The organism is Chryseobacterium cupriresistens (assembly GCF_046614675.1).
GTDB lineage: Bacteria > Bacteroidota > Bacteroidia > Flavobacteriales > Weeksellaceae > Chryseobacterium > Chryseobacterium cupriresistens.
The window spans coordinates 330,814-343,910 of the sequence record NZ_JBKKJT010000003.1 but is presented as its reverse complement, the minus strand read 5'-3'; the positions used below and the strand labels follow the sequence as shown (position 1 = coordinate 343,910).

Below are 13,097 nucleotides of genomic sequence, written 5' to 3'. Positions count from 1 at the left end.
CGAACGATTAACCATGAAATATTGTACAGGTTTAAAAACATAGAAATCCGTTTTACTCATTCAGGATTAATATAATTTTGATTAACTTTACTGTTAACACTATCCATCATCCATGAAAAAAATATTGACTTTCTTACTTATTACCCTTCTGTTCATCTCTTGTGAAAAAGATTGTTACAGTGCACCATTACCTGTCATTTTTGAGTTCGTCAATTCCAATAATGAAAATCTTATCACCAAGGGAAAATTGACGACCTATTCCGTTCAGGATGAAAATAATCTCAGTGTACAATTATCCAAAACATCCGATGACAAAGTTCTTTTAGAAAATGTAGGTGCCTATAACGGAACAAAAAATTATAAATTTTATTCTAATATTAAAGACATTGACTTTTCCATCCAGTCATCGGAGTTTAATGGAGGCTGTGATGGTTATCAGATCAATAAACTGACTTTTACAGGTATAGATATTGATGTAACTGCTGAAAAAGGATATTATAAAATTGTACTGGAATAATTCTCTTTCTTACATTTGCACCGGAAACCCACTCTCTATGAAAGTAATCATCACATTTTCCCTGATTCTCTCCAATCTGCTTTACAGCCAGATCAAGGTTCCCGATGATTATAAAAAAATTCCCGATATTCTTGATACTGCAGAATACCTCTACCCTTTCATTATTCCTGATAAAGAGTATGCTTACTGGCGTGTTCTCAGCAATGATATGGATTATGAAAAAGCAGTTATCTATGAAAGCCAGGCTCCTGATTTTATGACGATCAATGAACCTGTTCCAGAAAGAGGCTTTTTCCAGAAATGTATCGGGAACAACTGTTTTTCATACATTCTGGCGTGTAAGAATGAAAGATCAGTTTATTTTTCCAATGAACAACAGTTGAGAGATTTTATCGGAACGGTAGACAATCTTCCGGAGGCTATTTTACTGGCAAAAACATATGGGTATTCGATGGATACAAGTAACCGATTTACCGGATCATATAAAATTGAAGACCGTCATATTTCAATGTACCTTATGCAATCTAAGGGTTGTCCGGCTGTGAAAGAATCTTTTTGGGTTAAAATCAACAGAAAAACAGGAAAACTGGAGGCAAAAAGCAATGGAGTTTATGCCAAGGATGAAAACTGTAGTTCTTTGTAACTGAATTAAAAAAACGCCAAGGCGCAAATTAATTCATCAACATACAGCTTTAAGGCGCGACGATTTTATCTGCGATAAAATTTACAAACTGCTAATGTAAACCATTAAGATTTTTTAAGTTGATAAGAAAGTTAAGGAATAGCTAAGCTATTTTTCAGCGATCCGCTTTATCTTCCATCAAAGATGGATCTTAATTATTCTTATTGTCTTCATTAACCTTAATGGTTTAATTTCTTATATATTAATAGCTCCCTGCCCAGATGCAATCAGGTAAGCTTCCTTCAATGTTTCAGAATAGGTTGGATGCGCATAGGAAATACGGAACATATCCTCCGCAGTCACCTCATATTCCTGGGCGATAACACCCTGTGCAATCAAATCGGCAGCTCTGGCTCCAATGATGTGAACTCCCAGCACTTCGCCATATTTCGGATCCACCAAAACTTTCGCAAAACCTTCCATATCCATTGAAGCGCGGGCTCTTGCACTGGCAGAAAATGGAAATTTCCCTACATTATATGCGATATTATTTTGTTTCAGATATTCTTCGGTGCAGCCTACTGAAGCTACTTCCGGCCAGGTATACACCACTGAAGGAATACGGTTATAATGAATATGACGTTTTTGCCCATTAATGGTTTCAACTACAAAAACACCTTCTTCCTCAGCTTTGTGAGCCAGCATTGCACCACCAATAACATCACCAATCGCATAGATATTGGATGCGGAAGTCCGGCTGTTTTCATCCACTTTAATAAATCCTCTCTCATCCTGCTGTACATCAGTATTTTCAAGACCAAGACCTTTTACATAAGGGCTTCTTCCCACCGCTACCAATACATAATCTGCTTCCAGCTCACCTTCTGTTCCGTTTTTATCTTTAAAAAACACTTTAGCAGCAGATCCGGTATTCTCGGTTTTATACACTGCATGATTAAGGCGGATATCAATTCCTCCTTTTTTCAGGATTTTCTGAAGGCTTTTCCCCAATTCATGATCCATAGCAGCGATCAGATGATCAGCATATTCAAGGATAGTCACTTTCGTTCCGATGCGGTTGAAAACAGAAGCCATTTCCACCCCGATTACTCCCCCGCCGATAATCACCATAGATTCAGGTTTTTCCTTTAATGATAATGCTTCTGTGGAAGTAATAATTCTTTTTTTATCAATTTCCACTCCGGGAATAGTGGATGGTTTCGAACCTGTAGCAATGATATAATATCGGGCAGTTATTTCTTTAACTTCAGATCCGTTTACAACTCTGATGGTAGAATTATTGATAAATCCAGCCGTTCCCTGTAGTCTTGTAATATTATTTTTACTCATTAAAAAATCCAGACCTCCTGTATTTTTTGAAACTACATCTGCTTTTCTTCTGTACATCTGAGAAAAGTCCAGTTCTATATGATCCAGCTTAATCCCATGTTCATTGAATTGATGCTTTGCTTCTGAATAATGATGCGTACTGTCTAATAAAGCTTTAGTCGGAATACAGCCCACATTGGTACATGTTCCTCCCAGAGTATCATATTTCTCGATAATCACGGTTTTATATCCCAGCTGGGCGCTTCGTATCGCCGCTACATATCCGCCGGGTCCTGAGCCGATTACGGCAATGTCATAATGATCCATTTGATTTATTAATTTTTTATGATTAAATTTACTTGCAAAACAAAAGCAAATTTAAATTAAACACTTTCAATTTGCAAGTATTATTTTTAAATTAACAAAATGAGTAAAAAAAGATCAGACTGCCCCATCAGCTGTTCATTGGAAATGTGGGGTGATAAATGGTCCCTGCTCATCATAAGAGACCTTATGCTGAAAAAGGAATGCACTTACGGAGACTTCCTTAAGGCTGACGAAAAAATTGCAACGAATATTCTGGCTGTAAGACTTCAAAACCTGTTGGACAATGGAATCATTGATAAAAAAGACCATCCGGACAGTAAGCTGAAAATTCTTTATTTTCTGACCCAGAAAGGAATTGACCTTATTCCCGTAATCGTTGAGATTAATCTTTGGGGAGATCAGTATCTTACGATTCCTGATGACCGGAAAAAATTGCTGGATGAGATGAAAAAGGATAAGCAAGGTTTTATAAAAAGAGCAAAGACCTTTCTTTCTTCTTAGATATAATAAATGTTACAAGAGAATCGGAAATAGGAATCGGAAAGACAGAAAGCAATAGCTTTCATAAAATGGAATAATAGCAATTTTAAAATTTCATTAACCTACTTTTCTTTTTTCATTCCGTAAATTTGACTAAAATAAATATAGAACAATGCTTAATTTCGAGTTTAAAAACCCTACAAAAATACTTTTTGGGAAAGGCGAAATCGCTAAAATTTCCAAAGAAATCCCTCAAGACGCAAGAATATTAATGATTTACGGTGGCGGAAGCATCAAAAACAATGGTGTTTACGATCAGGTAAAAGAGGCTTTAAAAGATCATGAATTATACGAGTTTGGCGGAGTTCCTGCCAACCCTGAATATGAAGTTCTGATCAATGCTTTAAGCTTTATTAAAGAAAAAGATATTACTTACCTTCTTGCTGTAGGTGGCGGATCTGTCATTGACGGCACAAAATTCCTTTCTGCAGCAGCCAATTATGACGGTGAGCCATGGGATATTCTGAAAAAATCGGTAAGAACTTTTGAAGGGGAAGGAATGCCTTTCGGAAGTATTTTAACACTGCCTGCAACGGGATCAGAAATGAATTCCGGTTATGTGATCTCCAGAAGGGAAACCCATGAGAAATTATCTTCAGGAGGACCGGGACTTTTCCCGCAATTTTCTGTACTGGATCCGGAGGTAATCAGATCTATTCCAAAAAATCAGATTGTGAACGGAATCACAGATGCCTATACTCACGTATTGGAACAATATATGACCACTCCTTCTTCCGCCGACCTTCAGGAAAGAATTGCAGAAAGCATCCTGATCAGCCTGCAGGAAACGGCTCCAAAAGTATTGGCTGATGATTTCAACTATGATGCTGCAGGAAACTTTATGTGGTGTTGTACAATGGCGTTAAACGGACTGATCCAGAAAGGAGTTATTACAGACTGGGCCGTGCATGCAATGGGACATGAGCTGACCGCTTATTTCGGAATTGATCACGCAAGAACACTGGCAATCATTGCTCCATCGCATTACCGTTACAACTTTGAAGATAAAAAAGGAAAACTGGCTCAGTACGCTGAAAGAGTTTGGGGAATCAAAGACGGAAGTGTAGAGGAAAAAGCTGAACTGGGCATTAAAAAGCTGGAAGAATTCTTCCACAGTCTTCATATCAAAACCAGGCTTTCCGAATATACGGAGGACTTTAAAGGAACCGCTGAAAAGGTTGAAAAAGCCTTTACAGACAGAAAGTGGCTAGGCCTTGGAGAATATAAAAAACTGACTCCGCAGGATGCTTATAAGATTGTAGAGATGAGCTATTAAGGGATTCGGGGTACGAGGTTTGAGCTATGCTGTTTCAAGATTCGGATGAAGCGCTTATCTTCATTTTCAGTTTGAAAATATATAACCCGAAACTCGCATCCCGTATTGCAACCTCTATAAAATTATTTAATTTACAAACATTCGTTTAAAAATTCACTATTTCATTACAGATATTTCAAATTTATTTATATTTTAGCATATTCTTAAATTTGTGAAAATGAAAAAACAGCTACTTTTATTTGCCTTTTCTGCCTTGGCACTTACTTCTTGTAAAGATGACAATCTCGAAGCTTATGATATGGAAATCATGAAGGGAGATTGGAAGGAAGTTAAAAGGGAAGTAATTTCCGGAAAAGATAATAAAACAGTGCTCTATACTGAAACTTTAACAGGATGTGCAGCTAAAAATACTCTTTTCTTCAGAACAGATTATTATGTAAGCTATACAGCGTATACGGGAGAAGGTGCAGACTGTACCCCATCGCCAAAAACTGAAGGAACATTTACCTACGATGCCGATTCAAAAATCATTGGAATTAAACTTGGTGATGAAGGATCAGTAAACTACAGAATTGATATTCTGACAGCCAAAGATCTTAAACTTGCCCAGCAGTCAGGAATCTTTGATATGGATGGAGATAAAATACCGGATGTCCCTTACGTTACCTACAAAAGATAAATTATAACTCCCGCTAATCGGGAGTTTTTTATTACTTTTATATCTAATTTAAAACTGAATATAATGAAGAAGATTCTATCAGCATTTCTATTGCTGTATTTTGCTATTGCTTTTTCTCAGGAGAAAAAACCGATGTTCTGGCAGGACATTCAGGAATTTAAAAAGCTGGACCAGCAAAACCCGCCTCAAAAGGATGCTATTTTATTTATTGGAAGTTCATCATTCACCAAATGGACTGATGTAGCAGATTATTTTCCTGGTAAAACCATTATCAACAGAGGGTTTGGAGGATCAAGACTTACAGATCTTAATGATTTTTCGAATGACCTTTTAGCGCCTTATCAGCCCAAACAGATCATTATTTACTGTGGCGAAAATGATTTTGCAGATAATCATAAGCTAAAAGCCAAAGTAGTTGTTGACCGATTCAAAGCTTTTTACAAAAAAATCCGTGAGAGGTTTCCTGATATTGAAGTAGATTATATCTCCATCAAATATTCGCCGAGCCGAGAAGTGATCTGGCCGCAGATGAAGGTTGCCAACAAAAAAATTGCTGCTTTTATGAAAAAGGAACCAAACGCGGAATTTATTGATGTTACCAAAGCAATGGAAGATGCTAATGGAAATGTAAGAAAAGATATTTTTGTGGAAGACATGCTTCATTTTAAGCCGGAAGGATATAAAATCTGGGCTAAGGTGATCACTCCTTATATGAAGTAAACTCAATCCATGATAAAAACAATAATATCAAATTCGATTAAAAATAAAAAACGATTCCTGAAATGGGAATCGTTTTTTATTTTATTTCTTTCTTTTCGATTTCGAAATTGCTTTCTGCTGCGCTCTGTTGGCTCCAAATTTCTTAGGTGCTTTTCTTTTGGAAGGTCCACCCCAGTTTTCTTTGGTATTTTTAGCTTTTTTCTCGTGAAATGCTCCGCCTCCTTCGTTCAGTTTTACCTGTACAGGATTTTTCATGACTACCTGATCTTCTTCGGCAGCAATCTTTTTAGGATTGATTTTAACATCCTCAGGGAATTCATTAAATTTCAATTCCTTATCCATCAACAGCTCAATATCAAGAAGCAAAGGTTCTTCTTTTTTCGTTACAAAAACCAAAGCTTTCCCTTCTTTGTCTGCTCTACCTGTTCTACCGATTCTGTGGATATACTGCTCCGGAATATCAGGCGTTTCAAAATTGATGACGTGTGTAATGTTCGAGATATCCAGACCTCTTGCCATGACATCTGTGGTAATCAAACCTCTGATCTCTTCATTCTCAAACCTCTTCATCGCTTTCAGTCTGTAATTCTGCGATTTATTGGAATGAATCACATCAAACTGTTCAGGGAAAAGCTCATCGATTTTAGTAAAGAGAAGGTCTGCATGTCTTTTATTGTTATTGAAGATCAGTACTTTGGACATGTCTGCATCACTTTTAAGCAAATGCTCCAGTAAATTGATCTTGGTATTAAAGTTTTCTACTTTGTAACCAATCTGCTCGATTTTCTCAAGTGGTGTTCCTGATTTAGCCAATGAAATTTCAATCGGATTGGCAAAATAAACATCCAGCATTTCATCTACCGCTTCCGTCATGGTTGCAGAGAAAAGAATATTCTGTCTCTTCTCCTTCATCATTTCAAAAATGTGGGTAAGCTGTGGTCTGAAACCAAGATTAAGCATCTCGTCAAACTCATCGATGATCAGTTTCTGAACCTCTTTCAGAGAAATCGCGTTGTCTATGGAAAGATCCATCACTCGTCCCGGTGTTCCTACCAGAATATCACAGCCATCATTAAACAATAGTTTTTGAGTATTGATATTTTTTCCACCGTATATTCCGATTACTCTTGCCGTAATATTTTCTGTCAGTTTTTCAAGGATTTCTGTTACCTGTACCACCAGTTCTCTTGTAGGAACAAGCACCAAAACAGTTGGATTTCCTGTCTTGCTGTATTTCCATGTTTTAAGAACAGGTAAAAGATAAGCTAATGTTTTCCCGGTTCCTGTCTGCGCAATTCCCATTACATCTCTTCCCGAAAGTATAGGCTTTAAGCTCTTCTCCTGAATTGGAGTAGGTTCAAATAATTCCAGATCCGCTAAAACATCGAGAATTTTAACCGGAAGGTCAAAATCCGCAAAAGTGAGTTTTTCCATTTTGCAAAGATAGGTATTTAATTTTGTAGTATGGAAGCACGAAGTCTTAAGCTGGAAGATTATCAAACGTTCTTTTAATTTTTTGAATGCATAATGAAACAGATCAATATATTAATACAGGTCATTTCCTTCCCTCTTCCAGCCTCAAGCGATTGTAATCAATTCACTTTTACACTTTTACTACTGATTTTAATGTCATCATCTTCCCATTTGCTGGAGGTAACAATAACATATCCTTTCTTTTTCGGATCTTTTTTAATAGGAAACTGATCTTCTTCCCACTGATTACAATGGGTTGAGATAGAAGGCAATAATGGCTTCCAACCCGTTTTACCTAATGTATACACATAGAACGGATGCCAGCAGCTGGTGCACCAATTGGGATAAAAGCCGATCTCTTCTTTTCCGTCACCATTAAGATCTCCTAAATTATACAAACTTCCCTGGTTTGCAGGAGTAATGGTGATCGGCTGTATATTTTTATCGCTGAAATAAATGGTGGTTTCACACTTTCCTTCACATTCGTCGCCACAGTCGCTGACTTTTGTGTAAGCGTATTCTTTTGTTCCGTTTCCGTCAAAATCTCCCTGAAGCTTCTCTTCATTTCCTTGTTGAGCCATACAAAGTGTGCTGAATAAGGTAATGGATGTTATAATAAGTATTTTCATTGTTTTTGGTTTAAATACAGGGTGGCGGGATTAGCGTTTATACATTCTTCGGGTTCAAAGTCAACTTCCATTTTATTTTCTGGTTACTCTTAGCAGAAGGATAATGACTAAAAGAATTGAAAAAATAAAACCTAAAACTGCAACTAACGACAGTTCTCCGATTCTTGGTCCGGATTCTGAGGAAAACACGATAGCCGTGGCAATGATATTCGCTCCTAAAACCATGGCCAGAATCAGATTGATGACACTGGATTTGATGAGCTGGTTGGTCTTCTCTATATTTTTGATTTCGCTGGAAACCGTAAATTTATTTTCATCCAGTTTTTGAAGAACGGAACGAAGTTCTTTCGGAATTTCATCTACATTATCCGTGAAATTCATCATACGGTCCATCCCTGTTTTCAAAAGATTTTTAGGACTGATTTTCTTGGTGAAAATCTTTTTGGTGTAAGGGTGAAGACTTTTAACAATATCAAGATCAGGATTAATGCTCCTTCCCACTCCTTCTATCAGACTGATTCCTTTGAACAGAAGATAGAAATAATCCGGCATATAAAGCCTGTTGTCTTTCAGTATATCCTTCATCTTGTTGATAATCACCTGTACATTGATATCCTGTAATGACGAGCTGTGAACAAAATTCAGAATATCATCCACATCATTTTCAAACCTTCTTTCGTCCGGAATTTCATAGCTTATGGCCATTTTTTTGAGTGAACGGACTATTTTATGCGAATTTTTAGCAACAAAACTGACAATAAGATTTTCAAGAATTTCTTTATCATTAGGCTGAATTTTCCCTACTGCTCCGAAATCAATGAAAACAATTCTGCCGTCTTTTTTTACCAGAATATTTCCGGCATGAGGATCGGCATGGAAAAATCCATAATCTAAAATCTGCGATACAAAGAGTCTCAATCCTGTTTCTGAAACCTTTACAGGATCGATATCATTGGCCAAAAGAACAGATTTATCGGTTACTTTGATTCCATCAATAAATTCCATACAAAGAATATTGTTGTTGGAAAATTCTTCGTACACTTTAGGAACGTATGTTTCTTTATTGTTCTTAAAATTCAGACGGAACTGCTGGATATTGTTTTTTTCATTAATCAAAGAAACTTCTTCCAGTAAAGATTTTTCAAAGGTAGAAATGGCCTGTTTCAGATTGAGTTTTTCTCCTATCTCCGAATAAGTGGATATCAGCTTTTCAATATCTTTAATCAACAGTAAATCATCTTCAATGACAGACTGGACATCAGGTTTTCTCAACTTTAAAATTACCGGACTGCCATCCAGCAGAACAGCTTTATAAACCTGAGCAATGGAAGCTGTAGCCAAAGGCTTTTTCTGAATTTCACGGAAATAATCTTTCACGGAAATATTAAATTCACTTTCCAGTGCTTCCTCCACATTCATATCTACTGTTTCCACTTTGTCCTGAAGTTTCTGCAGTTCCTGGATCATTTCCGGCGGCAATAAATCTTCCCTGTTACTGAATGTCTGACCCAATTTTACAAAGGTAGGCCCCAACTCTTCAAGAGCCAGTCTGATTCTTTCGTAAACGGTTCCTTTTGAGATGATTTCATCTGAATGACCGGAAGCTTCTTCCTGCTTATTTCCGTTCATTCTGGCCAGAAGATCTTTGAATCCATATTTACTGAGTACGGAAATCAGTCTTGCGGATCTTTTCAGTTTTCTTTGAGGTTTATCAAACATAGTGTATCAATAGTAGGTGCAATTTACTCCAAAAATTGTTCCTTTATGAAAACAATTATGACAACAACGCCAACAAATAAAATTAAAAATAACAACACATAATCAGTATTTTAAAGAATAAAATACACCAATATCAATAAAAACACATCATATATTGTAAAAATTAATATATTTACAACGTACAAAATTAAAACAAATCAAAAATATTAGAACATGAAAAATTTACGTAACAACAAACTTTCAAGAGAGCAATTAAAAGGAATTGCAGGAAGCGGAATTATTATCGGAAACTGCTCAAACCAATGCTGCCCTACAGACGGAAGACCAAAATGTCCTGGACTGATCTGTCCTGCTGTAGTATGCCCTCAGTATATGTAAGATCAAATTTTATACAGAATTATACAGTACCCGAAGAAATATTCTTCGGGTATTTTTTTTGCCCTAAAAAATGCCTACGTACCTCAATTTCTGGCACATTATTTCCATCTGGAAGAACAAAAAAATTTTATAAATATTTAAATACAACACTATGTTAAAAAAAATTATTTCAGCTGGTCTTATTGTATCAGCAGTTCTGTTTACAACACAAATAAAAGCTCAGGTAGCATCAGCTCATTCTATTGCCGAAGTAGCCACAAAAGAAATGAGTTATTTAGGACTTACAGAATCACAGGTGAATAAAGTTGCAGAGATCAATAATACTACAGCAGATGTACTTATTGCTCTTGATAACAAAGCCGGTAACAATAACAGCCCTGAAAACAACAAAATTATTGCTGACGAATTTATAAGCATCATTGCCCAACGTCATCAGGCGATGGAACAGATCCTGACTCCTGAGCAGATGGCAATTGTAAAACAAGACAGGGCAGAAAAGATTGCTCTTTTCAGAACATTGATTATGATCCCTATTCTGGATCTGACCGAAAGACAGGTTGAGCAGGCCTATGAGATCAACTTTAAAGGAGTACAGAAGGTTCAGAAAGACTTTGGAAAGCGTCTTAACAAGAAAAATGCAGGTCCTGAAGATGCTGACAGCAATAAGGCAAAAAAGGTTATCATCAGTGATTTTAAAACACTGGATAAAGATTTTAAAAAGATACTAAGTCCTGAGCAATATGAGGTGTATAAAAATAACCAGGATTTAATCAGGGAATCTGTTAAAAAAGGATAATTCAGTTTGTGTTAATACTTAAAACTTCGGGGCGGCTCCTATGGAGCCGCCCCGAAGTTTTATTATTTAAGATAAGTTTCGTAAAGATCTTTTCTCCGGTCTTTCATGACCTGAACAGAACCGTTGTGATGAAGATCTTTCAACAGGTTCAGATCTACATCCACAATCAGGGTCATTTCGGTGTTTGGAGTAGCTTCTCCTTTTACGGCATTGGATGGGAAGGCAAAATCGGAAGGGGTAAATACAGCAGCCTGTCCGAACTGAATATCCATATTGTTTACCTTCGGAAGGTTTCCTACACAACCAGCAATGGCAACGTAGCATTCGTTTTCAATGGCTCTTGCTGCGGCACAGTGGCGTACTCTCATGTAGGCATTCTGAGTGTCTGTAAGATAAGGAACAAACAGAATTTTCATTCCCTGATCAGCCAGAATTCTTGGTAACTCCGGAAATTCCACGTCATAGCAGATGACAAGACCTATTTTTCCGCAGTCGGTATCAAAAACTTTGATTTCATTTCCGCCTTTCATTCCATAATATCTCTTTTCGTTCGGAGTAATATGAATTTTTCTGTATTCATCCATACGGCCGTCACGGTGAAGAAGATAGCTTACGTTGTACAGTTCATTATTTTCAAAAACAGGCATGCTTCCCGAAATAATATTGACGTTGTAACTGATGGCCAGCTCTGAAATTTTTTCTTTGATTTCCTCTGTCAGCTTAGCCAGCTCTATCATACTGTCCCTTTCGGAAAGATTGTTGAAAGGAGCAAGCAAAGGAGTGTTAAAGAGTTCCGGGAAAAGAACAAAGTCTGATTTGTAATCCCCCATTACATTCACAAAAAATTCCACCTGTTCATAAAAAGCTTCAATATCTTTGAAGTGCCTCATCTGCCATTGCACCAATCCGAGACGGATAATGCTGTCCTGCATGGTATTCGGTTTTCTGCTGTAATAGATGTTGTTCCATTGTAAAAGAACAGCATTTTCTCTGGAAGCTTCATCTTCCGGAAGATATTTTTTCAGGATTTTTATCGGAAGAAAATTATTGGAAAGCTGGAAAGACAATACCGGATCATAGATCTCCTTATCTCTTACTTTTCGGATATAATTTCTTGCAGAAAGTTCGTGGCTGTATTTGTGATAATTGGGGATTCTGCCTCCAAGAATAATCGATTTCAGGTTTAATAACTCACAAAGTTCTTTTCGTGCATCGTAAAGCCTTCTTCCCAAACGTAACTCACGAAACTCAGGATCTACAAAAACTTCAATTCCATAAAGGACATTTCCTGTGGAAGTATGTGTATTGAATGTATAATTTCCAGTAATATCACTATAGGTATGATCGTCCCCGAATTCTTCATAATTGACGATAATGGAAAGCGCTACAGCAGCGAGTTTTCCGTCAACCGTGATACAAATTTGTCCGTTAGGGAATATTTTTGTCAGTTTATCAATACTTTTTTTGGACCATATAGACTCCGACATCTGTGGGTAGGCCCTTTTCATCGTTTCCGCCAGTTCATCATAATCCTGAAGGGTCAGGTTTCTTGTTTCTATTTGCATTTGATGTAATTTTACTTAAATTTAGTGAAAATATTTTACTTAAATCCTTATAGATAACTACTTCCCCAACTATTTATACAAAATTTAACAGTGGATATCACCGAAATTTTACAAGCAGCAGTTCACTCAAATAATTATTGGAAACACTCTGATTTCAGTTCTGTAATCGAGGCGCTTTCATTTCCTTATCGCACTGATATAGAAATGGAAACAGAAAGAATTGCTATTCTAAATCTGGGAAATAAAACTGTGGGATATATCTGTCTGAATTATCCTCTGATTTTTATAGAAAAGCTATATGCTTTACAGGTTAAAAATATTCTGCATACATTTCGTGATACAGAATATATTATTGTCGATACGCTATCTAATCCGTATTTGACTGTAGATCCTGATATTTATAATGCTTATTTTGACTTTATAGAAAACCTGAATGCTTTTTCTGCGGAAGATTTTTATTTTTACAACGTCAATTAAAAATCATTCTTGTCCGATTAAATTAAATTTTTATTAGTTGATGAAACCAT

Annotated in this window: 14 protein-coding genes; 9 read left to right on the top strand and 5 right to left on the bottom strand. The window is 36.6% G+C overall.

Going from position 1 to position 13,097, the window contains the following annotated elements:
• Positions 1-112: 112 nt before the first annotated feature.
• A complete protein-coding gene (locus ACLI50_RS10470; RefSeq protein WP_411413712.1) occupies positions 113-517 on the top strand; it encodes a hypothetical protein in 405 nt (134 codons plus the stop codon).
• A 37-nt stretch (positions 518-554) separates the two neighbouring features.
• A complete protein-coding gene (locus ACLI50_RS10465) occupies positions 555-1,160 on the top strand; it encodes a hypothetical protein (RefSeq protein WP_411413711.1) in 606 nt (201 codons plus the stop codon).
• 234 nt (positions 1,161-1,394) lie between these two features.
• Here ACLI50_RS10465 and lpdA read toward each other — a convergent pair whose 3' ends face one another.
• Positions 1,395-2,795, bottom strand: coding sequence for a dihydrolipoyl dehydrogenase (gene lpdA / locus ACLI50_RS10460; RefSeq protein WP_411413710.1), 1,401 nt, complete (start codon positions 2,793-2,795; stop codon positions 1,395-1,397).
• Between the two features lie 99 nt (positions 2,796-2,894).
• Here lpdA and ACLI50_RS10455 point away from each other — a divergent pair, with 99 nt between their 5' ends.
• The 4 genes from ACLI50_RS10455 (at position 2,895) to ACLI50_RS10440 (ending at position 6,010) form a co-directional block, all read left to right on the top strand.
• Positions 2,895-3,296 (top strand): winged helix-turn-helix transcriptional regulator, encoded by a 402-nt coding sequence (locus ACLI50_RS10455; RefSeq protein WP_411413709.1) that lies wholly within the window; start codon positions 2,895-2,897, stop codon positions 3,294-3,296.
• Between the two features lie 151 nt (positions 3,297-3,447).
• Positions 3,448-4,611, top strand: coding sequence for an iron-containing alcohol dehydrogenase (locus ACLI50_RS10450; RefSeq protein ID WP_411413708.1), 1,164 nt, complete (start codon positions 3,448-3,450; stop codon positions 4,609-4,611).
• Positions 4,612-4,828: 217 nt separating this feature from the next.
• The gene (locus tag ACLI50_RS10445; RefSeq protein WP_110009340.1) at positions 4,829-5,290 is read left to right on the top strand and encodes a lipocalin-like domain-containing protein; all 462 of its coding nucleotides are present in this window, start codon (positions 4,829-4,831) and stop codon (positions 5,288-5,290) included.
• A 63-nt stretch (positions 5,291-5,353) separates the two neighbouring features.
• Positions 5,354-6,010: a GDSL-type esterase/lipase family protein gene (locus ACLI50_RS10440; RefSeq protein ID WP_202843922.1), complete on the top strand. Its 657-nt coding sequence runs from the start codon at positions 5,354-5,356 to the stop codon at positions 6,008-6,010.
• A gap of 81 nt (positions 6,011-6,091) precedes the next feature.
• Here ACLI50_RS10440 and ACLI50_RS10435 read toward each other — a convergent pair whose 3' ends face one another.
• The 3 genes from ACLI50_RS10435 to ACLI50_RS10425 all read right to left on the bottom strand — a co-directional run bounded on the left by ACLI50_RS10435 (position 6,092) and on the right by ACLI50_RS10425 (position 9,831).
• A complete protein-coding gene (locus tag ACLI50_RS10435; RefSeq protein ID WP_411413707.1) occupies positions 6,092-7,444 on the bottom strand; it encodes a DEAD/DEAH box helicase in 1,353 nt (450 codons plus the stop codon).
• 158 nt (positions 7,445-7,602) lie between these two features.
• Complete coding sequence (locus ACLI50_RS10430; RefSeq protein ID WP_343639877.1) at positions 7,603-8,112, bottom strand: hypothetical protein; 510 nt, start codon at positions 8,110-8,112, stop codon at positions 7,603-7,605.
• Between the two features lie 72 nt (positions 8,113-8,184).
• On the bottom strand, positions 8,185-9,831 hold the full coding sequence (locus tag ACLI50_RS10425; RefSeq protein ID WP_411413706.1) for an ABC1 kinase family protein: 1,647 nt from the start codon (positions 9,829-9,831) through the stop codon (positions 8,185-8,187).
• Positions 9,832-10,044: 213 nt separating this feature from the next.
• Between ACLI50_RS10425 and ACLI50_RS10420 the strand changes: the two genes are divergently transcribed.
• Together ACLI50_RS10420 and ACLI50_RS10415 are read left to right on the top strand one after the other, a co-directional pair.
• Positions 10,045-10,209, top strand: coding sequence for a hypothetical protein (locus tag ACLI50_RS10420; protein ID WP_167497813.1), 165 nt, complete (start codon positions 10,045-10,047; stop codon positions 10,207-10,209).
• 151 nt (positions 10,210-10,360) lie between these two features.
• Complete coding sequence (locus tag ACLI50_RS10415; protein ID WP_411413705.1) at positions 10,361-11,005, top strand: DUF4890 domain-containing protein; 645 nt, start codon at positions 10,361-10,363, stop codon at positions 11,003-11,005.
• Positions 11,006-11,067: 62 nt separating this feature from the next.
• Here ACLI50_RS10415 and ACLI50_RS10410 read toward each other — a convergent pair whose 3' ends face one another.
• Positions 11,068-12,570 (bottom strand): carbon-nitrogen hydrolase family protein, encoded by a 1,503-nt coding sequence (locus ACLI50_RS10410; protein ID WP_062670801.1) that lies wholly within the window; start codon positions 12,568-12,570, stop codon positions 11,068-11,070.
• Between the two features lie 204 nt (positions 12,571-12,774).
• On the opposite strand from ACLI50_RS10410, the gene ACLI50_RS10405 reads away from it, so the two are divergent.
• Positions 12,775-13,047 (top strand): hypothetical protein, encoded by a 273-nt coding sequence (locus ACLI50_RS10405; RefSeq protein WP_411413704.1) that lies wholly within the window; start codon positions 12,775-12,777, stop codon positions 13,045-13,047.
• Positions 13,048-13,097: the final 50 nt, after the last annotated feature.